Annotated in this window: 25 protein-coding genes and 1 riboswitch; of the genes, 15 read left to right on the forward strand and 10 right to left on the reverse strand. The window is 64.4% G+C overall.

From position 1 onward, the window contains the following. Positions 1 to 135 precede the first annotated feature (135 nt). The gene (locus B015_RS0114365; protein WP_018428407.1) at positions 136 to 2613 is read right to left on the reverse strand and encodes a mechanosensitive ion channel family protein; all 2478 of its coding nucleotides are present in this window, start codon (positions 2611 to 2613) and stop codon (positions 136 to 138) included. Positions 2614 to 2809: 196 nt separating this feature from the next. Between B015_RS0114365 and B015_RS0114370 the strand changes: the two genes are divergently transcribed. From B015_RS0114370 to soxG, 4 genes are read left to right on the forward strand one after another with little or no spacing between them, the layout of a single operon-like run. After that, entirely contained in the window at positions 2810 to 4069 is a 1260-nt protein-coding gene (locus B015_RS0114370; protein WP_018428408.1) for a sarcosine oxidase subunit beta family protein, read from the forward strand. Positions 4070 to 4078: 9 nt separating this feature from the next. After that, positions 4079 to 4378, forward strand: coding sequence for a sarcosine oxidase subunit delta family protein (locus B015_RS0114375; RefSeq protein ID WP_018428409.1), 300 nt, complete (start codon positions 4079 to 4081; stop codon positions 4376 to 4378). Then, on the forward strand, positions 4375 to 7371 hold the full coding sequence (locus B015_RS0114380; protein ID WP_018428410.1) for a sarcosine oxidase subunit alpha family protein: 2997 nt from the start codon (positions 4375 to 4377) through the stop codon (positions 7369 to 7371). Before B015_RS0114375 ends, B015_RS0114380 begins: the two co-directional genes overlap by 4 nt. Then, entirely contained in the window at positions 7364 to 7951 is a 588-nt protein-coding gene (soxG, locus tag B015_RS0114385; RefSeq protein ID WP_018428411.1) for a sarcosine oxidase subunit gamma family protein, read from the forward strand. The genes B015_RS0114380 and soxG overlap by 8 nt, the downstream gene beginning before the upstream one ends. Here the strand turns inward: soxG and B015_RS0114390 are convergent. Continuing rightward, positions 7936 to 8358, reverse strand: coding sequence for a VOC family protein (locus tag B015_RS0114390; RefSeq protein ID WP_018428412.1), 423 nt, complete (start codon positions 8356 to 8358; stop codon positions 7936 to 7938). The genes soxG and B015_RS0114390 overlap by 16 nt on opposite strands. Positions 8359 to 8424: 66 nt before the next feature. Here B015_RS0114390 and B015_RS0114395 point away from each other — a divergent pair, with 66 nt between their 5' ends. Together B015_RS0114395 and B015_RS30895 are read left to right on the forward strand one after the other, a co-directional pair. Further along, positions 8425 to 8961 (forward strand): SRPBCC family protein, encoded by a 537-nt coding sequence (locus B015_RS0114395; RefSeq protein ID WP_245262178.1) that lies wholly within the window; start codon positions 8425 to 8427, stop codon positions 8959 to 8961. 46 nt (positions 8962 to 9007) lie between these two features. Continuing rightward, complete coding sequence (locus tag B015_RS30895) at positions 9008 to 9400, forward strand: RidA family protein (protein WP_018428414.1); 393 nt, start codon at positions 9008 to 9010, stop codon at positions 9398 to 9400. A 1-nt stretch (position 9401) separates the two neighbouring features. Here the strand turns inward: B015_RS30895 and B015_RS0114405 are convergent, their stop codons facing one another. Beyond that, positions 9402 to 10112 (reverse strand): nitroreductase, encoded by a 711-nt coding sequence (locus tag B015_RS0114405; protein ID WP_018428415.1) that lies wholly within the window; start codon positions 10110 to 10112, stop codon positions 9402 to 9404. Positions 10113 to 10336: 224 nt separating this feature from the next. Here B015_RS0114405 and B015_RS0114415 point away from each other — a divergent pair, with 224 nt between their 5' ends. From B015_RS0114415 to B015_RS0114440, 6 genes are all read left to right on the forward strand, one after another. Beyond that, positions 10337 to 10879, forward strand: coding sequence for an XRE family transcriptional regulator (locus tag B015_RS0114415; protein ID WP_040456769.1), 543 nt, complete (start codon positions 10337 to 10339; stop codon positions 10877 to 10879). Positions 10880 to 10901: 22 nt separating this feature from the next. Next, a complete protein-coding gene (locus tag B015_RS0114420) occupies positions 10902 to 13355 on the forward strand; it encodes an FAD-dependent oxidoreductase (RefSeq protein ID WP_018428418.1) in 2454 nt (817 codons plus the stop codon). Then, entirely contained in the window at positions 13355 to 14041 is a 687-nt protein-coding gene (locus tag B015_RS0114425) for an HAD-IA family hydrolase (RefSeq protein WP_018428419.1), read from the forward strand. The genes B015_RS0114420 and B015_RS0114425 overlap by 1 nt, the downstream gene beginning before the upstream one ends. A 1-nt stretch (position 14042) precedes the next feature. After that, the gene (locus B015_RS0114430; RefSeq protein WP_018428420.1) at positions 14043 to 15224 is read left to right on the forward strand and encodes a pyridoxal phosphate-dependent aminotransferase; all 1182 of its coding nucleotides are present in this window, start codon (positions 14043 to 14045) and stop codon (positions 15222 to 15224) included. Further along, positions 15221 to 17665, forward strand: a complete 2445-nt coding sequence (locus tag B015_RS0114435) for an FAD-dependent oxidoreductase (protein WP_018428421.1) — start codon at positions 15221 to 15223, stop codon at positions 17663 to 17665. The genes B015_RS0114430 and B015_RS0114435 overlap by 4 nt, the downstream gene beginning before the upstream one ends. 69 nt (positions 17666 to 17734) lie before the next feature. Continuing rightward, on the forward strand, positions 17735 to 18538 hold the full coding sequence (locus B015_RS0114440) for a creatininase family protein (protein ID WP_018428422.1): 804 nt from the start codon (positions 17735 to 17737) through the stop codon (positions 18536 to 18538). A 118-nt stretch (positions 18539 to 18656) separates the two neighbouring features. Here the strand turns inward: B015_RS0114440 and B015_RS0114450 are convergent, their stop codons facing one another. After that, a complete protein-coding gene (locus B015_RS0114450; protein ID WP_018428424.1) occupies positions 18657 to 19160 on the reverse strand; it encodes a tyrosine phosphatase family protein in 504 nt (167 codons plus the stop codon). Beyond that, a complete protein-coding gene (cobD, locus tag B015_RS0114455) occupies positions 19157 to 20215 on the reverse strand; it encodes a threonine-phosphate decarboxylase CobD (protein ID WP_026227286.1) in 1059 nt (352 codons plus the stop codon). The genes B015_RS0114450 and cobD overlap by 4 nt, the downstream gene beginning before the upstream one ends. Here cobD and cbiB point away from each other — a divergent pair. After that, a complete protein-coding gene (gene cbiB, locus B015_RS0114460; protein WP_018428426.1) occupies positions 20214 to 21179 on the forward strand; it encodes an adenosylcobinamide-phosphate synthase CbiB in 966 nt (321 codons plus the stop codon). The genes cobD and cbiB overlap by 2 nt on opposite strands. A 1-nt stretch (position 21180) precedes the next feature. Here the strand turns inward: cbiB and cobO are convergent, their stop codons facing one another. From cobO to B015_RS0114485, 5 genes are all read right to left on the reverse strand, one after another. After that, positions 21181 to 21798, reverse strand: a complete 618-nt coding sequence (cobO, locus tag B015_RS0114465; protein ID WP_018428427.1) for a cob(I)yrinic acid a,c-diamide adenosyltransferase — start codon at positions 21796 to 21798, stop codon at positions 21181 to 21183. Beyond that, positions 21798 to 22307: a bifunctional adenosylcobinamide kinase/adenosylcobinamide-phosphate guanylyltransferase gene (gene cobU / locus B015_RS0114470; protein WP_018428428.1), complete on the reverse strand. Its 510-nt coding sequence runs from the start codon at positions 22305 to 22307 to the stop codon at positions 21798 to 21800. Before cobU ends, cobO begins: the two co-directional genes overlap by 1 nt. Further along, positions 22300 to 23079, reverse strand: coding sequence for a CbtA family protein (locus B015_RS0114475; RefSeq protein WP_018428429.1), 780 nt, complete (start codon positions 23077 to 23079; stop codon positions 22300 to 22302). The genes cobU and B015_RS0114475 overlap by 8 nt, the downstream gene beginning before the upstream one ends. Positions 23080 to 23095: 16 nt before the next feature. Continuing rightward, positions 23096 to 23275: a CbtB-domain containing protein gene (locus tag B015_RS0114480; RefSeq protein ID WP_018428430.1), complete on the reverse strand. Its 180-nt coding sequence runs from the start codon at positions 23273 to 23275 to the stop codon at positions 23096 to 23098. 35 nt (positions 23276 to 23310) lie between these two features. Next, a riboswitch (cobalamin riboswitch) is annotated at positions 23311 to 23507 on the reverse strand. 68 nt (positions 23508 to 23575) lie between these two features. Beyond that, the gene (locus B015_RS0114485) at positions 23576 to 24265 is read right to left on the reverse strand and encodes a gamma-glutamylcyclotransferase (protein ID WP_018428431.1); all 690 of its coding nucleotides are present in this window, start codon (positions 24263 to 24265) and stop codon (positions 23576 to 23578) included. Between the two features lie 113 nt (positions 24266 to 24378). On the opposite strand from B015_RS0114485, the gene B015_RS0114490 reads away from it, so the two are divergent. Both B015_RS0114490 and B015_RS0114495 read left to right on the forward strand, forming a co-directional pair. Then, positions 24379 to 25377, forward strand: a complete 999-nt coding sequence (locus B015_RS0114490) for a DUF1624 domain-containing protein (protein ID WP_026227287.1) — start codon at positions 24379 to 24381, stop codon at positions 25375 to 25377. Further along, complete coding sequence (locus B015_RS0114495) at positions 25374 to 25850, forward strand: isoprenylcysteine carboxylmethyltransferase family protein (protein WP_018428433.1); 477 nt, start codon at positions 25374 to 25376, stop codon at positions 25848 to 25850. The genes B015_RS0114490 and B015_RS0114495 overlap by 4 nt, the downstream gene beginning before the upstream one ends. Positions 25851 to 25905: the final 55 nt, after the last annotated feature.

Below are 25905 nucleotides of genomic sequence, written 5' to 3' on the forward strand. Positions count from 1 at the left end.
CATCGGTGTTTCCACCGCCTCTGTTCACATCGGCAAGGCATTCTCGCCCTTTGCGTGGACCTTATATGAGTTCGAAGCTGAACGGCAACTGAATGCCATGTTCATGCCACAATCTGCTCTGCCGCCACTTCAGACTTACTCGGGGTCGGGTTTCCTGCGCCGTCCCGGCCTGCGCTCCGCCTCGGCCGCCCGTTTGCTGCGGGCCTCTTCTTCCTCAGCAACCTGAGCCTCGGCCTGCTCGTCATCGACGGGCCACTTCTCGGCAGGCTTGACGTCCTGTGCACGCGGTGTCGAGGGAATATGGATGTGCTCGCGTTCGAACACTTCGAGGATCGCGAAGCGGATATCGTTCTGGACCGTGTTGCTGTTGGTCACATCGGCCAGGAAGCAGCGGATTTCGAACTCAAGCGCGGCCGTGCCGAAATTGGCAAAGAGCACAAACGGCTCCGGGTTCTTCAGCACCAGCGGATGCGACCGAACGACATCGAGCATCAATTCATGCGCGCGCCTGCCGTCGGAATCGTAGGCGACGTTGACCCTGATGTCGACGCGCCCAAGCTTGTTGCGATGGGTCCAGTTGCCAACGGCGCTGTTGATCAGTTCCGAGTTGGGCAGGATCACCGACTGGCGCTGGAACGTCTCGATCTCGGTGGCGCGCACGCTGATCTTCTTGACGGTGCCGGACGTCGCCCCCGCCACGATCCAGTCGCCGACCTTGAACGGCCGCTCGGCGAGCAGGATCAGGCCGGAGACGAAGTTGGACACCACGTTCTGGAGGCCGAAACCGATACCGAGGGACAGCGCACCGGCGACAAGGGCGAGGTTGGAGAGATCGATGCCGGCGGCCGAAACCGCAATCAGCGCCGCAAGCGCAATGCCGGCATAGCCGACGGCAAGGCGGATCGAGTTACGCACGCCGGCATCGACCTTGCCGCGTGCCATCACCGATCCGTCAAGCCAGCCCTGGAACCAGCGGGTCAGGAAATAACCGACGAAGAACACCAGAACGCCAGACAGGATGCCTGCCGGCGAGAAGGTAAAGCTGCCGATCTTAAAGCCGGCAGCGATCTTGTAGAGCCAGGTCGTCATGTCGCCCGGCTGGAAGCCCCACTGGAACAGGATCAGCGGCACACCGACGACAAGCACCAGAAGGTTGATGACGATGCTGGTCAGGAGCCCCAGCTGGTCGAGCGTCGTGTCGTCAAGCTTGAGCCTGCGTTGCAGGCGCCGACCCACTGTCGTCTTGGCGAAGGCGTCGTCCTCGTTGATCGCTCGCGACGACAGGAAGCCGATATACATGGTGGTGAGGATCGCGCCGGTGACGACGATCTGCTGCGATACGAAGCGCGCGAGCCCGATAAAGCCGAGCAACGCCGCCGCGATTGTGACCCCGCCGAGAGCGAACAGGATGTAGCGCAGCACCGGCGGCCACGGTTTCGGCCTGCCATTCTCGTCGATGAAAGGTTTGACCAGCGCGATCAGCACGACCAGCATGCCGATGATGACGGTCGAAACGAGCGCTTCGCCGACGGTCAGGGCCAGCGGCGAGCCGAGCACCTGGTAGACGGCGCTGAGGAAGTAGTCGATGCCGGTGAAGACGGCTGTCGCGATGATGAGCAGCACGAGCCAGCGGGCCGCGCCGCTTTCGACCGGGATCAGGCGCCAGTTGGGCAGCGAGGGCGAAAGTGCCGCCGTCGCCAGCCGAGAGACGAAGAACACGATCGCGATGACATAGAACAGCGAGCCGAGCATCGTGCCGATGTCGCCGCGCAGCACCTCGAAATACTGGTACAGATAATAGGTCACGCCCAGGAAGACGACGACCGCCATGGTCTGCATCAGCGTCGACCAGAAGGCCACCGAGATGCGGCTCAGATAGGACGGCTCGGTGACCCGGGGGTCCGGCACGAACATACGGCCGAACATGCGTCGGCCGCCGACCATCATCACGGCCGCCGCCGCCAGCGCAAGGAAGGTCGCTGCCAGAATCGATTTGAGCTTGAAGCTGGACACGAAGCGCAGCCACGACGAGATCGTGTGGAAGAAGTCTCCCATCTCCGTCTCGAAGGCGCTGATGACCTCGGAGGCCAGGGCGAAATTGATGTCGTAGCGCTTGGTCAGAAGGTTCTGGAACAGGTCGCGCCTGATTTCGGTGATCTGGGCGACCAGCTTGTTGATCCGGATAGAAAGGTTCTCGGCCACGCCGAGCACGGCGTTGATCTCGGCCTTTTCAGCCGCAAGGCTCTCGCGCTCGCTGGTGACGATCTGCGGTTCCGGTGCCTGGCCGTCGGCCGGCGGCTTGCCCAGTTGCTCCAGCCGCGCATTGATCTCGGTCAGCCGCGGACGGAACGCGACACCGCTCTGCAGCAGATCGCGCGACAGCTGCTCCAGCTGGACGCGGATGTCGACAAGGCCTGCATCGTCCTCGGAGTTCTGCTCCATCTTCTTTTGCAGGGCGTCGATCTTGGTGGTCAGGCTGGCGATGACCTCCTGCTGATCGGCAATCACGCCGGCCGAGGCTTTGCCAACGTCCTGCGCCGAAGCCTGCGTCAGCGACGCGGCAGCGATCAGGAATATCGAAACGGCAAAACGCCTGAAGGCCTGTAGAAACATGATTTGTCTGCGACTCACGGTCTGGATGCGTTGCGCGAAGGCGCGCCATTGATAAAGACGAGCATCCAGACGGGCAAGCCGACCTCAATGCTGGGGTGGGAAAGTCGGCCTAGCGAAAGGCGATGGCGGAATATTGGCCTTCAACAATCGAACCAGATAATAGTGTCTGCCCATAGCCCCAGGGATGACATGTTATATGGCGGAATATTCGGTCTTTTCGCTGCTCAGGAATGCGCTCTCCGGAAATCAGGACTGGAAGCCCGCCTGGCGCAAGCCCAATCCCAAGCCGTCCTATGACGTGATCGTCATCGGCGGCGGCGGACATGGCCTTTCCACCGCCTACTATCTCGCCAAGGAGCACGGCATCACCAATGTCGCGGTGCTTGAAAAGGGTTATCTCGGCTCGGGCAATGTCGGCCGCAACACGACCGCCGTGCGCTCCAACTACCTTTTGCCGCAGAACACGCGCTTCTACGAGCATTCGATGAAGATGTGGGAGAACCTCTCCCATGAACTCAACTACAATGTCATGTTCTCCCAGCGCGGCGTGCTGAACCTCGCCCACACGCCGGCCCAGCTCGACGATTATGCCCGTCGCGGCAACGCCATGCGCCATCTCGGCGTCGATGCCGTTCTGATGACGCCGTCAGAGATCGGCCGCCGCGTGCCCGGCCTCGACATGTCGCAACAGGCGCGTTTTCCGATCCTGGGCGGCCTGATGCAGGAGAGCGCCGGCACGGCCCGTCACGATGCGGTCGCCTGGGGCTATGCCCGCGGCGCCGATCGGCGCGGCGTCGACATTGTCGAGAATTGCGAGGTGACCGGCTTCCTGCGCGACGGCGACCGGATCGTCGGCGTCACCACCAACCGCGGCGAGATTCGCGCAAAAAAGGTGGCGGTCGCGGTCGCCGGCAGCACCGGGCGGGTCATGCAGCTGGCCGGCATCGAGCGCATGCCCATCGAGAGCTTCGTGCTCCAGGCCTTCGTTTCGGAATCGCTGAAACCCTTCCTCGACACGGTCGTCACCTTCGGCATGGGCCACTTCTATGTCGGCCAGTCCGACAAGGGCGGCCTGATCTACGGCGGCGATCTCGACGGCTACAACAGCTACGCCCAGCGCGGCAGCCTGCCCATCGTCGAGGAGGTGATGAGCGAGATGCTGGCGCTGTTTCCGTCGCTCGCGACTGTGCGGGTACTGCGCTCCTGGGGCGGCGTCTGCGACATGTCGATGGACGGCTCGCCGATCATCACGACGGGCCCCCTGCCCGGCATGTATCTCAATTGCGGCTGGTGCTACGGCGGCTTCAAGGCGACGCCGGCTTCGGGTTTCTGTTTTGCCCACACCATCGCCAAGGACGCGCCGCACGAGTTCAACGCGCCCTTCACGCTCGACCGGTTCAGCCGTGGCACTGTCATCGACGACAAGGGCCAGGGTCCGACGCCACGGATGCACTAGAGCAAACGCATGCTGATCACCTGCCCTTATTGCGGCCCGCGCGATGTCTCCGAATTCGCCTACCAGGGCGACGGCAACCGCACCCGACCCGACCCGGCCTCGACCGACAGCGAGGCATGGCACGCCTATGTCTACGAACGGCCGAACCCGGCCGGAGCGCATAACGAGATCTGGCTGCATGCCGGCGGCTGCCGGGCGCATCTGGCCGTGGTCCGCGATACGCTCACCCACGAAATCGCAAGCGTGCGCTTCGCCCGCGAGCACGGTGCCGCACCGCACGGACGCCGCAAGCCGGGAGCCAAAGCATGAGCCCGCGCCGCACACCATCGGGCGGCCGCATCGACCGGCTGCGCACCATTCGCTTCACCTTCGACGGCATAGCCTACACCGGCCATCAGGGCGACACGCTCGCCTCGGCGCTGCTTGCCAATGGCGTTTCGCTGTTTGCCCGCTCTTTCAAATATCACCGTCCGCGCGGCGTGCTCACGGCAGGCATCGACGAGCCCAACGCACTGGTGACGGTGCTGCGCGGCGAGGTACGCGAGCCGAATCTGCCCGCAACCATGGTCGAGATTTACGACGGGCTCGTTGCGGTCAGCCAGAACCGCTTCCCTTCGCTCGCCTATGACGTGAGCGCAATCAACCAGCTCGGCGGCAAGTTCCTCTCGGCCGGCTTCTACTACAAGACCTTCATGGGCCCGGTGGTCGGCCCGCTCAAGGGCACGCGCTTCTGGATGATGTGCGAACACGTCATTCGTCGTGCCGCCGGCCTCGGCCGTGCCGGCCGCGAGCCTGACACCGCCCGCTATGAGAAGATGAACGCCTTCTGCGACGTGCTTGTGGTCGGTTCCGGGCCGGCGGGTCTTGCGGCCGCCCGCGAGGCCGCGGCATCGGGCCATCGCGTCATCCTTGCCGAACTCGACGCCTTGTTCGGCGGCTCGACCAACTGGTCGGGCGAGGCGATCGATGGCGAACCGGCCTCGGCCTGGGCAGGCGACATCATAGGCGAGCTAAAGGGACACAGGAACGTCCGCCTGCTCAAGCGCACCACCGTCTGGGGCTATTATGACGGCAACACTGTTGCCGCTCTCGAGCGTGTTTCCGACCACAAGGCTTCGGCCGCCAAGGGCGCTCCGCGCCACCGCAACTGGACGATCCGGGCCGGCAAGATAGTGCTCGCCACCGGCGCCTTCGAGCGGCCGCTGGTTTTCCCCGGCAATGATAGGCCGGGCGTGATGATGGCGAGCGCAGCTCAGCGCTACGCCAACCAGTATGGCGTGCTACCAGGCGACAAGATCGCTGTCTTCGCCAACAACGACAGCGCCTATCGGGCGGCTGCAGCCCTCAGCAAGGCCGGCGCATCGATCGCCGCCATTGTCGATGTTCGCCCTGACATCTCGGAGGATTGCCGCACACTCGCCCGCCAATGCGGCGCAGAGCTTCTGGTTGGCCACGCGGTCGTCGGCACCGAAGGCGGCAAGAAGCTGACCGGCATCAAGATTGCTCCGTTCACTGCGGCTGCGGGAGCATTGCCCGGTGGCGGCCGCAATGTCGAGGCCGATTGCCTGCTGATGTCTGGCGGTTGGTCGCCGACCATCCATCTCGCCAGCCAGGCAGGCGCGCGGCCCGTCTGGGATGCCGACCTGCAGGCCTTCCTGCCGCCCGAAGCCGGCAAGGGCTGGGTCGGCGCCGGCGCTTTCAACGGCGCCTTCTCGACCGCGGAAGCCATCGCCGATGGTTTTGCCGCAGGCCGGGTGGCCGCCGATCTGCCGACCATAGAGATCGGCACGCTGCCACAGGTCGAACCTGAAGCGCTCGATCCTCGCCCCGCGCCCGTGTTCGAGATCAGAGCCAAGGGAAAATCCTTCGTCGATTTCCAGCACGACGTCACCTCAGACGACGTGCGTCTCGCCCATCTCGAAGGCTTCGTTTCGGTCGAGCACCTCAAGCGCTACACCACATTGGGCATGGCGACCGACCAGGGCAAGGGCTCCAACGTGCCGGGCCTCGCCATCATGGCCGAGGCGGTGGGCAAGCCGATTCCCGAGGTCGGCACCACGCGCTTCCGTCCGCCCTTCGCGCCGGTGTCTGTCGGCGCATTGGCCGCCGAACGCTTCGGCGACCTCAAGCCCGAACGGCTGACGCCGATGCACGACTGGCATCTCGAAAACGACGCGACCATGTATTCGGCCGGCCTGTGGTTCCGTCCGATGATCTATGGCGCTCCTGGCGAGACGGTCGAGCAGGCCTATGTCCGCGAGGCCGGCACGACGCGCGAGACCGCCGGCATCGTCGACGTCTCGACGCTCGGCAAGATCGCCGTGCAGGGGCCTGACGCAGCCGAATTCCTCGACCGCGTCTACACCAACATCTTCTCCACGCTGCCGGTCGGCAAAGCGCGCTATGGCCTGATGCTGCGCGAGGACGGCATCGCCTTCGACGACGGCACGACCTGGCGGCTCGGTGAAAACGACTTCCTGATGACCACGACCACCGCCAATGCCGGCAAGGTCATGCAGCATCTCGAATATTTTCTCGACGTCGTCTGGCCCGACCTCAAGGTGCACCTGACCTCGGTCACCGACCAGTGGGCAGGGGCTGCCATCGGCGGGCCGAAGGCCAGGGAAATCCTTGCCTCCTGCGTCATCGGCACCAAGGTCGACAACGAGGCCCTGCCCTTCATGGGCATCGTCCATGGCGAGATCGCAGGTGCACCTGTCATGATCTGCCGCCTGTCCTTCTCCGGCGAGATGGCTTTCGAAGTCTATTCGGGCGCCGGTCACGGCATACACGTCTGGGAGGCCTTGATCGAGGCCGGCAAGCCCCATGGCATGGTGCCCTACGGGCTCGAGGCGCTCGGCACCATGCGTATCGAGAAGGGCCATGTCACCGGCGCCGAGATCGACGGCCGCACCACCGCGCGCGACCTGCATCTCGGTTGGATGCTGTCCAAGAAGAAGCCGTTCATCGGTTCGGCGATGATGGAGCGCGAGGGCCTGATTGCATCAGACCGCCTCGAACTGGTGGGGCTGATCTCGCTGGACCACCGCCCGCTCAACGGCGGCGCCCACATCGTCATGGAAGCCGATCCGGAAAACCCGCACGGTTCGCTCGGCCACATCACCGCCGCCTGCTTCTCGCCGGCGCTGGGCAAGTATATCGCGCTGGCTCTTGTCTCCGGCGGCAAGACGCTGCACGGCAAGCGCGCGCAGGTCTCCGACCCGCTGCGCAATCGCTTCGGCCCGGTCGAGATCGTCAGCAACCACTTCTTCGACCCCGAAGGGAAGCGCATGCATGGTTGAGCAGCTTTCACCACTCGGACAGGCCTTTCGCCCCGGCTCCCATGGCAACTTCGCCAATGGCACAGGCGTGACCTTGTCGGAAATTGCGCCGGGCTCGATCGTCCAGGTCGCCGCATGGCCGGGCGAGCAGAAGAAGGTGATGACCGCACTTGCCACGGTCACCGGCCTGAAGCTGGCCGATGGCGCAGGCACCGGTGCCGTGTCCGAGCGCCACGCCGTCTTCGGCTTCGCGCCGGGCAAGTTCCTCGTCACCGATACATATGAAGGATTGGTGGCGGCACTTTCGGCCAAGATCGGCATCGACATCGGCACGGTCACCGATCTGTCCCATGGGCGTACCGCCATCCGCATCGACGGGCCCAAGGCCGAGTGGGTGCTGGGCAAGCTCTTTGCCATCGACTTCGAGCCGGCATCGTTCCCGGTCGGATCAGGCATCGCGACTGCCCACCACGACATCTTCACCCAGATCCAGCGCAGCGGAGCGGAGCGTTTCGACCTCTACGTCTTCCGCTCCTTCGCCCGCTCGTTCTGGAAGATGCTCTGCCACGCCGCCGACGAGGTCGGCTACGAGGTCGCCTGACCGGCGGCCTCGATCGCGCCCCAGGCAGCGTTCTGCAGCACGACGCGATAGCCGTCAGTGTCTTCGAAGGTCACGCCTCGCCGGTCCCAGTAGGGGTTGAAGGAAGGCACGGGCTGGTAGCCATGCGCCTTCATCCGCTCGACGGCCGCTTGCCAGTCGCTCAGATCGGGCAGGTAGAAGACGACCAGATTGTCAGGCGTGGGCGCCCTGCCCGCATCATGGCCATGCGCATGGGTGAACTCGAAATGATGCGCCTCGCCGCGCTTACCGAGCATGACGCCATCGAAACCGTCGTGGTTTTCGAAGCGCGCCAGCACATCAAGGCCGAGGCCATCGCGATAGAAACGGACGATTGCCTCGAGGTCGTTGGTCGGTCGGGCAACACGCAGGACGACATGCTGTTTCATGAACGCCTCCAGAGCGCCGAGCCTAACCAACAGATGCGATGGCGTGCAACGCCCGGATGAACTAACATGGCGTCTGCCCGAATGGCGGGCGCTCTCGGTGTCCAGAAGGTGCCGGGCATGGCCAGCAATTCATTCCGCTTCGACGAAGCCTGGGAAATCCCCGAGGCCCCGCCACAGGAAGTCTGGGACGTGCTCGCGGATGCGACGTTGCTGCCGCTCTGGTGGGGCGATGTCTACAAGAACGTCGAAAAGCTCACCGACTTCGACAAGCCGACAATTGGCGGCAAGGTACGCGCACGCGCCCGTGGGTTCCTGCCCTATGAATTGAACTTCATCCTCGAAGCCGTCGAACTGAAGCCCGGACGGGTCGTGGCGGTAAAGACATCAGGCGACTTCGACGGCCACTGGCGGGCAGTGCTGACGCCATCCGGCCAAGGCACGCATGTCGCGCTCACCTGGCAGGTACTGGTCGAGCGCCCCATTCTGCGCTTGCTGTCGCCGCTGCTGCGGCCGGCCTTCGCCTGGAACCATCGCTGGACCACGCCGCGCGGCGAGGCCGGCCTGCGCCGCTTCCTTGCCGCCCGCCACGCTTCAGCCGGCTAGCGAGCCGATCACGTTGCGGGCAATATGCCGCCTTGAGGGGGAAGCCATGGAATTCATCAACTCAGCCAAAGCAAAGGCACTCAAGCTGCCGTTCAGCCAGGCCGTTCGCGTCGGCGACGTGCTTTATCTCTCCGGTGCCTTGGGCAATCGTCCAGGCACGCTCGAACTCGTGCCCGGCGGTATGGAGGCCGAGGCTCGGCAGACGATGGAGAACATCAAGGCGGTGCTCGAGGAGAATGGCCTTGGCATGGCCGACATCTTCAAATGCACGGTCATGCTGGCCGACATGTCGAGATGGCCGGAGTTCAACAAGGTCTATGTCGGCTACTTCGACCCGGACCGCCTGCCGGCACGCTCGGCATTCGGCGCTAACGGCCTGGCGCTGGGCGCGCAGGTCGAGCTGGAATGCTGTGCCTATGTAGGCAATCGAAAGCCCTGAGCTATTTCAGGAACTGAACCCACTCTTCCTGCGGCGCGCGGTCGGTGCGGAAGGTGCTTTCCGGCTTGCTGGTGTCTTCATGCCCCAGCGCCATGCCGCAAACCACCACTTCCTCGTCGGGAATGCCGAGCACCGGCCGGATCTGGCGGTGATAGGGCGCGAATGCCGCCTGCGGGCAGGTGTGCAGTCCCCTCGCCCGTGCCGCGATCATGATGTTCTGCAGGAACATGCCGTAGTCGATCCACGAACCCTGGTTGAGCCGGCGGTCGATGGTGAAGATCATGCCGACGGGCGCATCGAAGAAGACGAAGTTGCGGTCGTGCTGCGCCCGCATCCGGTCGACGTCGCGCCGGCCGATGCCGAGCGCGCTGTAAAGCCCGAACCCGTTGGCGCGACGACGGCCGAGATAGGGTTCGAAGAACTGGTCGGGATAATATTTGTATTCGTCCCAGACAGCCTTTTCAGCGCGCACTCCCGAATTGAGGATGGCTTCGCCGATGCGCTGCAGGGTGCCGCCGGAGGTCACATAGACCTTCCACGGCTGCATGTTGGTGCCCGAAGGCGCACGCGCGGCAACGTCGAGAATGTCCTTGATGACGCCGTCCTCGACAGGCGTCGGCAGGAAAGCGCGCACCGAACGCCGCGAGACGATCGCTTCGTCGACGATTTCGGTGTCAGTCAGTTCGAGCGGCTTTTGCTCAGGTGCCAGCATTTACGGTCCCTTGGCTTCGAAAATGGTCGAAACGGCCCCCGCCTCCCGTGAGGCCAGCCTTTGCACCGTCGGCAAGAGTCCCGCAAGCGAAACTTGCTGAGCCATGAAAAAGCACTTGAAAATTTCACATCAATGACGTCTCATGAAATTCAAATGTATTTTTTCACGAGGTTTCCGTGGGTCCGGCAGGCACTGCACGCAAGGAAGGTGATGTCGCGAGCGACCTGCTCGCCAACGACCTGCGCGCGTTGCGCAAGTCGCGCGGGCTGACGCTGGCCGAGATCGCGCTCAAACTTGGCCGTTCGGTCGGCTGGGTCAGCCAGGTGGAGCGCGGCTTGTCGACGCCGTCGATCGGCGACCTCCGCGCCTTTGCAGAATTGTTCGGCGTGCCAATCAGCCTGTTCTTCGCCCACGAAGCCACCAACGAGATCGAGCGCGGCGTCGTTGTCCGTTCAGGTCGACGGCGCTCGCTGGGCAGCAGCGAATCGGGGCTGGTCGAAGAACTTCTGTCACCCGACCTCGGCGGCAGCTTCGAGATGCTGCGCTCGATCTTTGCGCCGGGCGCCGGCATGGCCAAGCCGGTGACGCGCCCCACCGAAGAGGCTGGCTACGTCGTCTCCGGCGGCTTCGACATCGAGATCGATGGCACATGGCACAGCTTGGGCGAAGGCGACAGTTTCCGCTTCGACCACAAGCCGTTCCGGTGGCGAAATCCGGGCTCCGCGCCGGCTGTCGTCATCTGGGTCGTATCGCCACCGGTCTATTGATTGCGCTTTTGGGGAGGAAGACATGGCTGAGTTGCCGAGCACGGCGCGCGTGGTGATCATCGGCGGAGGCGCGGTCGGCGTCTCCTCGCTCTATCACCTGGCCAAGTCAGGCTGGACCGATTGCGTGCTCCTCGAAAAGAACGAGCTGACATCAGGCTCCACCTGGCATGCCGCCGGCAACGTGCCGACCTTCTCGTCATCGTGGTCGCTGATGAACATGCAGCGCTATTCGACCGAGCTCTATCGCGGCCTGGCGGCCGAGGTCGACTACCCGATGAACTATCATGTCACCGGCTCGATCCGCCTCGCCCACAGCAAGGAGCGCATGCAGGAATTCCAGCGCGCCAAGGGCATGGGCCGCTATCAGGGCATGGACATCGACGTCATCGGCCTCGACGAAATCAAGCGCCGCTATCCCTTCCTGGAGACGCATGACCTCGAGGGTGCACTTTATGATCCCAGCGACGGCGACATCGACCCGGCCCAGCTGACGCAGGCGCTGGCCAAGGGCGCGCGCGACATGGGCGCGAAGATCATTCGCTTCTGCCCTGTCATTTCAGTGCGCCGCGATAAGGATGAATGGGTCGTTTCGACGGAAAAGGGCGAGATCCGCTGCGAAAAGGTGGTGAATGCTGCCGGTTATCGCGCCGCCGAAGTGGGAAAAATGTTCGGCCGCGACGTGCCGATGATGGTGATGAGCCACCAGTACATCCTGTTCGACGAGATCCCCGAACTCGCCGCATGGTCGCGGGAGGCAGGCCAGAAGCTGCCGCTGCTGCGCGACGTCGACACCTCCTACTACCTCCGCCAGGAGAAGAACGGAATGAATCTCGGTCCCTATGAGCGCAACTGCCGCGCCCATTGGGCAACATCAGACGACCAGATGCCCGCGGATTTCTCCTTCCAGCTCTACCCCGACGATCTCGAGCGGCTGGAATGGTATCTTGATGACGCTGTCCGCCGCGTGCCGATCCTGGGCACGGCCGGCCTCTCCAAGGTCATCAACGGACCGATCCCCTACGCGCCAGACGGCAACCCGCTGATCGGCCCCATGCCCGGCGTGCCCAACGCCTTCGAGGCCTGCGTCTTCACCTTCGGCATCGCCCAGGCGGGTGGCGCCGGCAAAGTGCTGGCCGAGTGGGTCACCCGGGGCGAGACCGAATGGGACATGTGGTCCTGCGACCCGCGCCGCTTCACTTCTTTTGCCGCAGCACCCGACTACGCGGTCGCCAAGGGCATGGAAGTGTATGGTCACGAATACGCCATCCACTTCCCGCGCCACGCCTGGCCGGCGGCGCGTAACCGCAAGCTCTCGCCCATCCACGACCGCATCGCGGCGCTTGGCGCGCAGTTCAACGCCTACAATGGGTGGGAACGCGCCACCTGGTACGCAAAGCCTGAGGACGACACCTCGGAAGCATCGACCCAGACCTTCGCCCGCTCCGGCTCCTGGGAGAAACGCATCCGCGAAGAGTGCCTTGCCGTGCGCGATGCCGCCGGCATCCTCGACCTGCCCGGCTTCAGCCGCTTCAATCTCGACGGCCCGGGTGCGGCTGCATGGCTTGAGACGCAGGTCACCGGCACTGTTCCCAAGGTCGGCCGCATCGGGCTGTGCTATTTCGCCGACGATCACGGCCGCATCGTCACCGAGATGTCGGTGGTCAGGCATTCCGAGGACCTGATGACGCTGATCACGGCTGCCGTGGCGCAGTGGCACGACTTCGAATGGCTGAAGTCGCATATGCCTGCCGACGCCCCCTTCAAGCTCATCGACCGCACCGAGGAATATTCGACCCAGATCCTCGCTGGCCCGAACTCGCGAAAAATCCTGGTCGGAGTCTGCGAGGCCGACCTGTCCAAACCTTGGCTGACGCATCAGGAGACGACCATAGCCGGGCGTTGGGCCAAACTGGTGCGCGTCTCCTTCGCCGGCGAACTCGGCTGGGAAATCCACACCAAGGTTGCCGATACGGCCGATGTCTTCGATGCTGTGTGGGCTGCCGGCCAGAAGCACGGACTAAAACCGTTCGGCATGTTCGCGCTCGATGCGCTCCGCCTGGAAAAGGGCTACCGCGCCTGGAAGGCTGATCTGTCGACCGACTACACCATCCTGCAGGGCGGGCTCGAACGCTTCGTCAAATGGGACAAGCCCGACTTCCGCGGCAAGGCGGCGCTGCTCAGCGAGAAGCAGCAGGGCGTGAAGAAGCGCTTCGTCACGCTTGTCATCGACACGCCAGGCGAGTGCGACGCGCCCTACATGTCGACGCTCTGGCACAATGGCGCGATTGTCGGTGAGACCACGTCAGGAGGTTGGGGGCACAGGGTGGACAAATCGATCGCGCTGGGCATGCTGCGTGCCGATCTGGCCGTGCCTGGCGTTACCATCGAAGTCGAGATTTTCGGGGAGCGCTTCAGCGCCACGGTCCAGGAGGACAAGCCCTTGTGGGATCCCGAAAACGAAAGGCTACGCTCATAATGTCCCTTCCCCATTCCGGTCGCGCCTTCGGCGCCTTCATGTTCGACATGGACGGCACCATCCTGAGCTCGATCGCCTCCACCGAACGCGTCTGGAGCGCATGGGCGGTCAAACATGGCCTCGATGTCGAAACCTTCCTGCCGACCATTCACGGTGTTCGCGCCTATGAGACCATCAGCAGGCTGAACCTGCCCGGCATCGACCTGATGACCGAGATCGAGGCGCTGACGCAGGCGGAATTCGACGACGTCGACGGCATCGAATCGATCCATGGCGCAGCGCATTTTCTCAACGCCCTGCCTGTCGACCGCTGGGCGATCGTGACGTCGGCGCCGCGCCGGCTGGCGCTGCGCAGGCTCGAGGCCGCCCGCCTGCCTGTCCCGCCGATCATGGTCACCGGCGAGGACGTCGCCAACGGCAAGCCTGCTCCCGACTGCTTCCTGCTCGGCGCTCAGCGGCTTGGCCACAAGCCGGAGGATTGCCTGGTGTTCGAGGACGCGCCGGCCGGCATTCGTGCAGCGGAGGCCGCAGGCGCCCAGGTGCTCGTCATCACCGCCACACACAATCATGCCGGCGGCACGCCGCATCCTTCGGTTCCTGGCTACGGCGCGCTTACGCCCCGCCTCGACAGCGCCAGCAGGCTGACGCTCGCCCGCCTGGCGGCGTTGCAGGAAGCGGAGGCCTGACATGCCGAAACCATCCTCCCGCATCTCCGGCATCGTCCCGTCAGGCAAGGACGGCTGGGAAGTGCATTTCGCCGCCATGACGCGCAAGCAGGCCGGCGAGGACATCATCATGCTGTCGGTCGGCGACCATGACTTCGACACGCCGTCGGAGACGGTCGAAGCCTGCGTCGACGCGGTACGATCAGGCTACCACCACTACACACAGCTGCCCGGCCTGCCGCGCCTGCGCGCCGCCATGGCCAGAATCTCCACCCGCTGCACCGGCGTCGATACCGCACTGTCCGAAATCATCGCCACGCCAGGCGGTCAGGCCGCGCTCTACGCCGCCGTGCAGGCGACGCATGATCCGGGCGACCACGCCGTGGTCGTGGCTCCCTATTACGCCACCTACCCCGGCACCTTCCGCGCCGCCGGCGCCAGCTACACCGTGGTCGAGGCCCACGCATCAGATGGCTTCCAGCCGCGTGCGGATGAGATCGAGAAGGCGCTGAAGCCAAACACGCGCTCGATCCTGATCAACACGCCGAACAATCCGACCGGCGCCGTCTATAGCAGGAAGTGCCTGGAGGACATCGCCGAGCTCTGCACCCGCCGCGACCTCTGGCTTTTGTCGGACGAGGTCTACTGGACGCTCGGCGGCGGCGAGCACGTGTCGCCGCGCGCCCTGCCCGGCATGGCCGAGCGTACGCTGGTCATCAACTCGATGTCCAAGAGCCACGGCATGACCGGCTGGCGCATCGGCTGGCTCACCGCACCCGCCGATCTGGTGTCGCTGGTCATCAACCTCAACCTCGTCACCACCTACGGCCTGACCGACTTCGTCAGCCGTGCGGCGATCGAGGCATTGGAGAACGACTTCGGCGTCGAGCAGATCGCCGCCACTTATGCCGGCCGTCGCACCCTGTTCGTCGACCAGATGCGCGGCCTGAACAACGTCACCGTGCGCGGTTCGGAAGGCGGCATGTATGTCATGCTCGACGTCAGCGCCATCGAGCCTGACTGCGAGAAATTCGCCTGGGATCTGCTCGAAGCCGAAAAACTCGCCGTCATGCCGGGCAAGAGCTTCGGCGACGCCGCCTCGGGCCACATCCGCATCAGTCTGTGCCAGCCCGACGACGTGCTGAGGGAGGCCGCCGGCCGCCTGAGGCGCTTCGCCAACAGCTATGAGAGATCAGCCGCATGACCGAAATCCCCGCCCGTGCCCGCGCCGTCATCATCGGCGGCGGCGTGTCCGGCTGCTCCGTCGCCTATCATCTGGCGAAGCTCGGCTGGACCGACATCGTGCTTCTGGAGCGCAAGCAGCTCACATCAGGCACGACATGGCACGCGGCGGGGTTGATCGGGCAGCTGCGCGCCTCGCAGAACATGACCCGGCTGGCGAAATATTCCTCCGACCTCTACGTCAAGCTGGAGGAGGAAACCGGCGTCGCCACCGGCATGCGCCAGGTCGGCTCCATCACGGTGGCGCTGACCGAGGAGCGCAAGCACGAGATCTATCGCCAGGCCTCGCTCGCCCGTGCCTTCAATGTCGACGTGCGCGAGATTTCCCCCAACGAAGTCAAGGAGATGTACCCGCATCTCAATGTCGCCGACGTTGTCGGCGCCGTGCATCTGCCGCTCGACGGCCAGTGCGACCCAGCCAACATCGCCATGGCGCTCGCAAAAGGTGCCAGACAGCGCGGGGCGAAAATCATCGAGAACGTCAAGGTGTCGAAGGTCCACACCAAGGACGGCCGCGTCTCCGGCGTGTCCTGGGCTCAAGGTGGCGAACAGGGCACCATCGAGACCGACATCGTCGTCAACTGCGCCGGCATGTGGGCGCGCGAGCTTGGCGCCCAGAACGGCGTCACCATCCCGCTGCATGCCTGCGAGCACTTCTACCTCGTCACCGAAGCCATCACAGGCCTTGGCCGCCTGCCGGTGCTGCGCGTGCCCGACGAATGCGCCTACTACAAGGAAGACGCCGGCAAGATGATGCTCGGGGCTTTCGAGCCGGTCGCGAAACCCTGGGGCATGGACGGCATCCGCGAGGATTTCTGCTTCGACCAGTTGCCCGAAGACATGGACCATTTCGCGCCGATCCTCGAAATGGGCGTCAACCGCATGCCGATGCTGGAAACGGCCGGCATCCATACCTTCTTCAACGGCCCTGAAAGCTTCACCCCCGACGACCGCTATTATCTCGGCGAAGCGCCCGAACTCGGCGGCTATTGGGTCGCCGCCGGCTACAACTCCATCGGCATCGTCTCCTCGGGTGGAGCCGGCATGGCGTTGGCGCAATGGATCCACGACGGCGAGGCCCCCTTCGATCTCTGGGAGGTCGACATCCGCCGCGCCCAGCCGTTCCAGAAGAACCGGCGCTATCTTAGGGAGCGCGTCTCCGAGACGCTCGGCCTGCTTTATGCCGACCATTTCCCCTATCGCCAGATGGCGACCTCGCGGAACATCAGACGCTCGCCCCTGCACGAGCACCTGAAGGCGCGCGGTGCCGTGTTCGGCGAAGTCGCCGGCTGGGAGCGTGCCAACTGGTTTGCCCGTGAAGGCCAGGAGCGCGAGTACAAATACTCATGGAAGCGTCAGAACTGGTTCGACAACCAGCGCGAGGAGCACCTGGCCGTTCGCAATGGCGTCGGCCTGTTCGACATGACCTCGTTCGGCAAGATCAGGATCGAAGGCCGTGACGCGCTGGCCTATCTGCAACGCCTCTGCGCCAACGACATGGACGTCGAACCGGGCAAGATCGTCTACACCCAGATGCTCAACCAGCGCGGCGGCATCGAGAGCGACCTGACGGTCACGCGCCTTTCGCCGACGGCCTTCCTCGCCGTCGTCCCCGGCGCCACGCTCCAGCGCGACCTCGCCTGGTTGCGCAGGCACTTGGGCGACGAGTTCGTCGTCGTCACCGATGTTACCGCCGCAGAGTCCGTCCTCTGCCTGATGGGGCCGAAGGCGCGCGAACTGATCCAGAAAATCAGCCCCAACGACTTCTCCAATGACAAGAACCCGTTCGGCACCTGGCAGGAGATCGAGATCGGCATGGGTCTCGCCCGTGCCCATCGCGTCACCTATGTCGGCGAACTTGGCTGGGAGCTCTATGTCTCGACCGACCAGGCAGCGCATGTGTTCGAGGCGATCGAGGACGCCGGCGTCGATCTGGGCCTCAAGCTCTGCGGCCTGCACACCCTCGATTCCTGCCGCATTGAAAAGGCATTTCGCCATTTCGGCCACGATATCACCGACGAGGACCATGTGCTCGAAGCCGGGCTCGGCTTTGCTGTGAAGACCGGCAAGGGCGACTTCATCGGTCGTGACGCGGTGCTGCGCAAGAAAGAGGCAGGCCTTGCCCGCCGGCTGGTCCAGTTCCGGCTGACGAACCCGGAACCGCTGCTGTTCCACAACGAGGCCATCGTCCGCGACGGCAGGATCGTCGGCACCATCACCTCGGGCAATTACGGCCACCATCTCGGCGGCGCCATCGGGCTCGGCTACGTCCCCTCGGCCAACGAGACCGAGGCAGATGTGCTTGGTTCCCGCTACGAGATCGAGATCGCCGGCGAGCGCTTTGCTGCCGAGACATCGCTGAAGCCGATGTACGATCCCAAGGCCGAACGCGTGCGCATGTAGCCGCCCCTTACAAAATCGCCCGCGCTGACATATTCAGGCGGAGGCGAATTCATGCGGCGAGGCCGGGCAGTGACGAAAAAGCAGCGACGCGTCTGGTGGGGCGACTTCAAGGCGGCCGATTTCACCGGTCTCGACCCAGAGGCGACGATCGCCGTCATCCCCGTCGCTGCCATCGAACAGCATGGCCCACATCTGCCCGTCTCCACCGACCTGTCCATCATGGAAGGCATGCTGGCCGAGACCTTTGCCTATCTGCCCGACGACCTCGACGTCCGCTTCCTGCCTATCCAGGCGGTCGGCAAATCCGATGAGCACATCCACGCGCCCGGAACGCTCAGCCTGCCGGCCAACATGCTGGTCGAAGCCTGGACCGAACTCGGCGCCTCGGTCGCCCGCACGGGCATCCGCAAATTCGTGTTCGTCACCTCGCATGGCGGCAACGAGGAGGTGATGGGCATCGTCTCGCGCGAGCTGCGCCTGCGTTTCGCAGCACTTTCGGTGCGCTCGAGCTGGAGCAGGTTCGGACACCCCGACAGCCTCTACCCGGCTCGCGAGATTCAGCTCGGCATCCATGGCGGCGACGTCGAGACCTCGCTGATGCTGCATTTCCGTCCAGAACTGGTCGACATGGCCAAGGCCCAGGACTTTGCCTCGAGCTTCGAGCGCGCCGAAGGCACGTTCGACCTGCTGCGCTCACACGGACCTCATGGCTTCTCGTGGATTGCGAGCGACCTCAACCCGCATGGCGTGGTCGGCAACGCGCTCGCTGCGACTGCCGAAAAAGGCCGGCTGACGGCCGCGCATCAGGCTGCTGGCTTCGTCAAACTGCTGCAGGACATCCGCAAGGCAAAGCTGACGGAGTGGATCGCCTGAGGGCTGCCACGCGGTTGCCCTCACATGGTGAACTTGTCGAAGCACGAGGGCGCCCAGTTCAGCATGCCCCAGCACCTGCGGTTCGACAGGCTCACCATAGGCTTTGGGGTTTGATGGCTTAGACCTCCAACCCGAACGGCACGCCCTCGAAACAATCGGCGCCACGCCCAATCGCGGCGATTGCTGACACCATTCGCCCGTTGCGCCCCAAAATCTGGTCCGCCACCGCGATCAGGCGCGGATTGGGCGTCGCCGTCGGCGAAAGCTGCCGCAACAGCGCAGCAAGCTCCGCCTCGTCGCGGCTGGGATCGAACGCCGCCGCGATGATGTAGGCCGAAGCCGTCGAGCGGCTGACGCCGGCCCAGCAGTTGATCGCCAGCGGGCGCGAGCGGTCCCAGGCGCGGGCGAAGGCCAGCAACTGCCGCACGTGGACCTCGCCGGGAAGCGTCATGCCGTCCTGCTCGGTCGCAATGTCGTGCATGTTCATCAGCAGGTGGTTTTCAGCGCGGATCGACACTGGCCGGATCATCTCCGTCCCGGCCGACAGCAGTGAGATCAGCCGCTCCGCACCTATGCGGGTGACCGTGTCGTCAACCTTCGACAGCGGGCAGACATAAATCACCGCGCCGCCTCCTTCTTCGCCTCGCCCCGCTCCTGTGCCCAATCGCCCAGCGCCACATCCAGCCGCCGCCACTCGACCTCGTGGCCCGGCAAACCGCAGCGCAATTGCGTCGGTCGATCGGCAAAGCTGCGCACCAGAATGCCCTCGCGGCCCAGCGCCGTGAACAGGCCTGCGGCGTTGGGAATATCGACATGACGGAACAGCGACGTGCCGCCGGTGACGATCACGCCGGCGCGAGCGAAAGCCTGGTCGAGGCGATGGGAGGCATGCGCCAGCGTCGTCCGCATCTCGCGTTGCCAGTCCATGTCCGAAAGCGCCTTGATTCCATATTCGAGCGACGGCACCGCCACCGACCACGGCCCCAGTTCCTCCTCCAGTCGCCCGGCAATGTCTGGATGCGTCAGCGCAAAGCCAAGACGAACCCCTGCAAGTCCGTAGAATTTGCCGAAGGAGCGTAGCACGACGAGGCCGCCCAGATCGACGTCGCCGGCGAGACTCTGCGCCTGCGGGCCGACATCCATGAAGGCCTCGTCGACGACCAGAAGCCCGCCGCGGGCGCGCAGACTGGCCGCCAGCTCCAGCAACTCCTTGCGCTGGACGACTCGACCGTCCGGATTGTTCGGATTGACCACCACAGCGAGATCGGCGTCGAAAAGCTGGCTGAAATCCTTGACCTCGGCCACTTGATGTCCCGCGATAGCCGCGGCGCGCGCATGTTCCTGATAGGTCGGCCCGAGCACGAAGGCGCGCCCCGGACGCACCAGTGAAGCGATGCGCGGCAGAAGAATCTGCGTGCCCGGCGCCGGAACCACATTGGCCGCCGACGGTGCGCCATAGGCGGTGGCGGCGACCACTGCGAGGTCGCGCGCCCGGCCCGGCTCGGGCAGCCGCGACAAGGCGGTGGCAGGCAGCTCGAAAAGCGGATAGGAGTTCGGATTGATCCCGGTCGACAGGTCGACGAACGGCTCGGGCGCTCCCGGAAACAGCGCCCTCGCCCGTTCCAGGCTGCCGCCGTGGTCCACGGTCCCTGTCCTACGTCCTGCAAGAAGCGTCATGTCTTTTCCGCTCGCCTTCCTGTCGCTTCTGGTTGAACTCGGTCTGGGCTATCCGGACCGGCTTGTCCGCAAGATCGGCCATCCGGTGATCTGGATCGGCAAGCTGATATCCTTTCTCGACATTAGCCTCAACCGAGCCACCGATACCGACGCCGTGCGCCGCATCTGGGGCGTGGTCGCCCTCTTCGTCATTGTCGTCGTGCCCGCCACGATCGCTTTCGCGCTCGAACGCCTGTTCGGCCTGCTGCCTCTAGGCATGCTGCTCACGGCCATCGCTGCCTCCAGTCTCGTCGCCCAGCGCAGTCTCGGCAGCCACGTGAAGGCGGTTGCCGACGCACTCGACAGCGGCGGCATCGTTGCCGGCCGCAAGGCCGTGTCGCAGATCGTCGGCCGCGACCCCGAGCGCCTCGACGAAGCCGGCGTCAGCCGCGCGGCCATCGAGAGCCTCGCCGAAAACTTCTCCGACGGCATCACCGCACCCGCCTTCTGGCTCGCCATCGGCGGTTTCGCCGGTGGCGCTGCCTACAAGGCCGCCAACACCGCCGATTCGATGATCGGCCACCGCACCAAGCGCCACGAGGCCTTCGGCTGGGCGGCGGCGCGTTTCGACGACCTCATCAACCTGCCAGCCTCACGCCTCACCGCACTCGCCATCGTGCTCGCCGCTTACTTCGTGCCGGGCGCCGATCCGAGGGCCGCATGGGACGCCGTGTGGCGCGACGCAAACAAACATCGCTCGCCCAATGCCGGCTGGCCCGAGGCCGCCATGGCTGGTGCGCTCGGCCTGGCGCTGGCGGGTCCGCGCGCCTATGGCGGCGTAATGGTCGAGGACGCCTTCATGGGTGCAGGCGGCCGTCGCGAAGCCAATGCCCAGGATATCCGCTCGGCGCTGCGCCTCTACTGGACGGCCGATGCCATTCTCGTCGGCGCAATCGGCCTTGTTGGTCTCGTCTTCTGGCTCTGAGTTAGAATTCGATGCCCTTCTGCGCCTTCACGCCGGCCGCGAAGTGGTGCTTGGTGGCCCCCATCTCGGTGACGAGATCGGCAGCCTCGACCAGCGCAGGCTTAGCGTTGCGACCCGTGATCACGACATGCAGTCCCTCGCGCCGGTTCTTGAGCGTCGAGACGACCGCGTCCAGATCGAGATAATCGTAGCGCAGCGCGATGTTGAGTTCGTCGAGCACGACAAGCGAAATGCTTGGATCGGCCAGAAGCTCCTGCGCCTTCACCCAGGCGGCTTCGGCGGCGGCAATGTCGCGCTTGATGTCCTGCGTCTCCCAGGTGAAGCCCTCGCCCATCGTGTGCCAGACGACGCGGTCGCCGAAGGCGGCAAACGCGTCCTGCTCGCCCGAATGCCAGGCGCCCTTGATGAACTGAACCACACCGACGCGGTGGCCATAGCCCAACATGCGCAGCGCCAGCCCGAAGGCGGCGGTCGACTTGCCCTTGCCGGGACCGGTGTTGACGATCAACAGCCCCTTCTCGACGATGGTCTTGGCGGCGACCTCGGCATCCTGCACGGCTTTGCGCTTGGCCATCTTGGCCTTGTGGCGCTCGGCTTCCTGCTCGTCGATCGTCTTCATCATTTCACCTTCATCGGCAGGCCGGCGACCAAAAACAGCACCTCGTCGGCAACAGCCGCCACCTTCTGATTGAGCCTGCCGGCATCGTCGCGGAAACGGCGGGCCAGCGCATTGTCGGGCACGATGCCGAGCCCGACCTCGTTCGACACCACAAACCACGGCCCGCGCGGACGCGACAACGTTTCGATAAGCGCCGCGCATTCGGTAGCGACATCGTGCTCCGCCAGCATGTGATTGGTGAGCCAGAGTGTCAGGCAGTCGACGAGCACGGGCGCGCCGTCAGGCAGACCGGCGAGTGCGCCCACCAGATCGAGCGGCGCGTCGATCGTTTGCCAGCCGTCACCACGGCGCCCTACATGAATGGAGATGCGCTCGCGCATCTCGTCATCATAGGCCTGCGCCGTGGCGATATACGTCCACGGCGCAGGAAACTGCGTGATGAGCCGCTCGGCATGCGCGCTCTTGCCGGAGCGCGCGCCGCCGAGCAGGAATGTCAGCGTCTCAGGCAAGGCGACCGTTCAGCGCCTGCGGCTGCTCGCCCATGAAACGGCTGCGCACGAAGCCGGCGACAGCGCCCAGAACCACCCAGAACACCAGATTGGAGATGGTGACGGCGACGACGAAGCTGTGGTGCAGATCGGCCGGGATCGGCGAGTCGTGGCTTTCGGGCTGCGGTGCGCCGATGACGTGCGGTGCAACGATCAGCGCCACGCCGAGGATCGCCAGCGGCAACGATTTCCTGAAGGCGATCAGTGCAAGGCCTGCAGCGGTGGCGACGACCGTGGAAATCCACCAGATCTGGCGCGAGACAAGATCGGCTGCGGGCATCGCCGGCAGTTCTGGCGGCAGGCCGAGGCCGGGTGCCAGGGTGAACACGGCAAAGCCGGCAAAACCCCAGAAGACACCCTGGCGCCAGTTGGCGATGCCACCGGCGAACTCTGAAACGGCGACCAGGATCAGGCCGAAGGCGATACCGCTGATGATGTTGGCGAGTGCCGAATAGGCAAAGCGCTCGAAGCCGTCGGCAGGCGCCCACGCTTCTTCCTCGGCCGGGACCTGTGCGACGACAGCAGGCGCAGTCGACTGCGCGGTAGTGGCAGGTGCGGTCGCCTCGGTGCCTTGAGCGGGTGTAGCGGCATGATCGTGGCCGCCGGCGTTCTCATAGGTCTCCGCCTTGAAGATCAGCGGGTCGGTTGAATAGGTCTGGAGCGCGGCCAGGATCACGCCGGCCAATAGGCCGCTGATCGCCGCGATGAACACGACGTTGCGAAAGACAGACATGGTTGGATTGCCTTCGTTAGTGGCAGGGGAAAGCCATCGAGTGGCGATAGTCGTGGGCAGCATTGTGCACCACTTCCATATGCGAGAACCCGAGGAAGCCAACAACGAAGATGCCGAGCAGCGCGGCCATCGCCAGCTGCATCGCGCGCGACTGGGAGGAAACGCCAGTGCCGAGTGCGGAAGTAACCGTGTTCATTTCAATGTCCTTTCACCCTCCACCCGAGGGCATAGAATAAAGTCTTCGTCGCCGGCAGGTCTCCTGGCTTGCGGATCGACACCCTTCCCCGCCTTCCCGAAGCAAGCTTCAGTGGCCTTTGGGGAGAGCTAACCGCACACAGTTGCGGGGGCAGCCGCGGCTTTGGGCAAAAACTCCCTCACCGCATTCCCTCTTGATTCCAAAAACTGGAACCGACGACGGCTGCGACTATAGAAACAAAAGCATGGGGCGGCAAACCAAATTCCGACGCCGCAGCGCTCGAATGCGGCGTTCCTGCGATCAGGCACGCGCGGCGATTCGTTCCGCCACCAGATGCTGCAGCCGCCACAGGTGCCGGTCGTGGATCGAACGCTGCTCCAGGTTCTTGACCACATTGTAGAGATAGTCGGCCGCCGAGCCCCAATGACCGCAAGTCGTGGCCAGCCGATTCACAACCTCGTCTTCGCCGAGCGCCCCGGCATAGGCATGGCCTTCGCGGTTGATGACGAAGGCAAGCGCGGTCAACGGACCTTGATCGGTGGCCAGCGTCAGCCAGCGCGGCTTGTAGGTCGAGGGTTTCAGCGTCATCTCGCGACGGAAGAGCTTGTCGAGTTGCTCGCGCCGGTCGCCATCCATCAGCCGCAGCGCCACACCCTTGCACTGGCCGCCGCGATCCATGCCCATCATCAGCCCGGGCTCGGCTTTTGTCGCGCGCCAGCGGGTCATGTTGATGCAGAACGAACGATGCCAGCCACGCGCCAGCGCCACCCTCTCCTCGGCATGCTCGACCTCGGGTTTCCAGATCAGCGAGCCATAGGCGAACAGCCACAGCGGCCCCTCCTCGGGATTGGCCGCCAGCGTCTCGTCGATCATGCGCGCATAATCGGCGTCGTCGAGATGCTGGGCGTCGGGATCGGGACCGGCATCCGCCACCTCGCGGTGGCAGCGCGCCACCAGCTCCTCGGTCAACGACATCACGCGACCGTTCATTGCCGACATCCCCGAACCCTGTGCATGACGTTGGCTAGTCCCTCTGTTGCCGCGCTTCAACCATGATAGTGCTGCATGGGCGGCGAAACACCCGAAAGCCGAAGCGAATGGCCATGACGATGCAACCGACCACCGACCAAGTTCAAGCCCAAACGCCACGCGTCCAGGTGATCGACATCGCCCGTGGTGCAGCGCTCATCGCCATGGCCATCTACCATTTCGCCTGGGATCTCGAGTTCTTCGGCTATGCCGATCCCGGCATGACCGCCTTCGGCGGCTGGAAGCTGTTCGCCCGCTCGATCGCCTCGAGCTTCCTCTTCCTCGTTGGCGTAAGCCTGGTGCTCGCCCACGCCAAGGGCATCCGCTGGCGCGGCTTCTGGAAACGGCTTGCGATGGTGGTTGCCGCCGCCGCCGTCATCACCGGCGCGACATGGTATGCCATGCCGGATACCTTCATCTTTTTCGGCATCCTGCACCAGATCGCCTTTGCCAGCGTCGTCGGCCTTGTTTTCCTACGCCTGCCGCCGCTGCTGACGCTCGTCGCCGCAGCCTTGGTGATCGTCGCCCCCAACTATCTGCGCAACGACGTCTTCAACCATCCTGCCCTGCTTTGGGTCGGCCTCAACACCGTCGCTCCCCGCTCCAACGACTTCGTGCCTGTCTTCCCATGGTTCGGCGCGGTGCTGGCAGGCATGGGCCTGGCTGGACTGGCGTTGAAAGCAGGCCTGTTCGAAAGGCTGGCGCGGCTCAAGCCCGGCATCTGGTCGAAGCCGCTCGGCTTCTTCGGCCGCCACAGCCTTGCCTTCTATCTCATCCACCAGCCGGTGCTGATTTCGCTGGTCTGGGCCTGGGCGCAGTTCTTCCCCGCCCCTGTCGAGACCCGCGAAGTCGGCTTCCTCAAGTCGTGTCAGGTGTCTTGCCAACAGAGCCGCGACACCGAATTCTGCTCGCGCTACTGTGTGTGCATGCTCGACGAGTTGCAGAAGGACGATTCGCTCGATCGCCTCTATGCATCGGACAAGAGCCCCGAACTGAAGGCGCATGTCGGCGACACCGCCGCCATGTGCTCCGCCAGTACGGACAGCCAGACACCCGTGGGAGGAGCACAATGACCGACATCAAGGCAGCCCCCAGCCGAGTGCCGTGGCCGCCGATCATCTACCTGCTGGCGATTGCCATCGCCATCGTGCTCACCCTGCTCTATCCCTTGCCCTGGATCACCGAGCCGATCTCGGACCTGCTCTTCGCCGCCGGCTGGCTGGTGATACTGGGTGTCGTCGCCATCGAGGTTTCGGCAATACGCGCCTTGAGGCGCGGCAACACCACCATCAGGCCGGACAAGGCTTCGGACCACCTGGTGATGGATGGCCCGTTCTCCTTCACCCGCAACCCGATCTACTTTGGCAACACGTTGCTGATGATCGGCATCGGCATGGTCAGCGGCAGCCTGTGGTTCATCGCCCTGGCGCTGATAGCCGCTTTCGCTACGCAAAAACTGGCCATCGAGCGCGAGGAGAAGCACCTCCAGTCCCGGTTCGGCAAGAAATACATCGACTACACCAAACGCGTTCGCCGCTGGATATAGCAAGGCCGGCCGGCTTTCCAAAAAGCAAGAGCAGGCAATGGATTACGGCTGAATC

The sequence above is a fragment of the Hoeflea sp. 108 genome (genome assembly GCF_000372965.1).
In the GTDB taxonomy this organism is placed as follows: domain Bacteria; phylum Pseudomonadota; class Alphaproteobacteria; order Rhizobiales; family Rhizobiaceae; genus Aminobacter.

Bases quoted from the DNA above. Each gene is read 5' to 3' on its own strand.
- B015_RS0114435 (WP_018428421.1), top strand. From the start codon at position 15,221: ATGACCGAAATCCCCGCCCGTGCCCGCGCCGTCATCATCGGCGGCGGC.
- B015_RS0114390 (WP_018428412.1), bottom strand. From the start codon at position 8,358: ATGAAACAGCATGTCGTCCTGCGTGTTGCCCGACCGACCAACGACCTC.
- B015_RS0114495 (WP_018428433.1), top strand. From the start codon at position 25,374: ATGACCGACATCAAGGCAGCCCCCAGCCGAGTGCCGTGGCCGCCGATC.
- B015_RS0114490 (WP_026227287.1), top strand. From the start codon at position 24,379: ATGACGATGCAACCGACCACCGACCAAGTTCAAGCCCAAACGCCACGC.
- cobO (WP_018428427.1), bottom strand. From the start codon at position 21,798: ATGAAGACGATCGACGAGCAGGAAGCCGAGCGCCACAAGGCCAAGATG.
- B015_RS0114405 (WP_018428415.1), bottom strand. From the start codon at position 10,112: ATGCTGGCACCTGAGCAAAAGCCGCTCGAACTGACTGACACCGAAATC.
- soxG (WP_018428411.1), top strand. From the start codon at position 7,364: ATGGTTGAGCAGCTTTCACCACTCGGACAGGCCTTTCGCCCCGGCTCC.
- B015_RS0114365 (WP_018428407.1), bottom strand. From the start codon at position 2,613: ATGTTTCTACAGGCCTTCAGGCGTTTTGCCGTTTCGATATTCCTGATC.
- cobD (WP_026227286.1), bottom strand. From the start codon at position 20,215: ATGACGCTTCTTGCAGGACGTAGGACAGGGACCGTGGACCACGGCGGC.
- B015_RS0114395 (WP_245262178.1), top strand. From the start codon at position 8,425: ATGGCGTCTGCCCGAATGGCGGGCGCTCTCGGTGTCCAGAAGGTGCCG.
- B015_RS0114475 (WP_018428429.1), bottom strand. From the start codon at position 23,079: ATGTCTGTCTTTCGCAACGTCGTGTTCATCGCGGCGATCAGCGGCCTA.
- B015_RS0114430 (WP_018428420.1), top strand. From the start codon at position 14,043: ATGCCGAAACCATCCTCCCGCATCTCCGGCATCGTCCCGTCAGGCAAG.
- B015_RS30895 (WP_018428414.1), top strand. From the start codon at position 9,008: ATGGAATTCATCAACTCAGCCAAAGCAAAGGCACTCAAGCTGCCGTTC.
- B015_RS0114425 (WP_018428419.1), top strand. From the start codon at position 13,355: ATGTCCCTTCCCCATTCCGGTCGCGCCTTCGGCGCCTTCATGTTCGAC.
- B015_RS0114420 (WP_018428418.1), top strand. From the start codon at position 10,902: ATGGCTGAGTTGCCGAGCACGGCGCGCGTGGTGATCATCGGCGGAGGC.
- B015_RS0114370 (WP_018428408.1), top strand. From the start codon at position 2,810: ATGGCGGAATATTCGGTCTTTTCGCTGCTCAGGAATGCGCTCTCCGGA.
- B015_RS0114380 (WP_018428410.1), top strand. From the start codon at position 4,375: ATGAGCCCGCGCCGCACACCATCGGGCGGCCGCATCGACCGGCTGCGC.
- B015_RS0114480 (WP_018428430.1), bottom strand. From the start codon at position 23,275: ATGAACACGGTTACTTCCGCACTCGGCACTGGCGTTTCCTCCCAGTCG.
- cbiB (WP_018428426.1), top strand. From the start codon at position 20,214: ATGTCTTTTCCGCTCGCCTTCCTGTCGCTTCTGGTTGAACTCGGTCTG.
- B015_RS0114485 (WP_018428431.1), bottom strand. From the start codon at position 24,265: ATGAACGGTCGCGTGATGTCGTTGACCGAGGAGCTGGTGGCGCGCTGC.
- B015_RS0114375 (WP_018428409.1), top strand. From the start codon at position 4,079: ATGCTGATCACCTGCCCTTATTGCGGCCCGCGCGATGTCTCCGAATTC.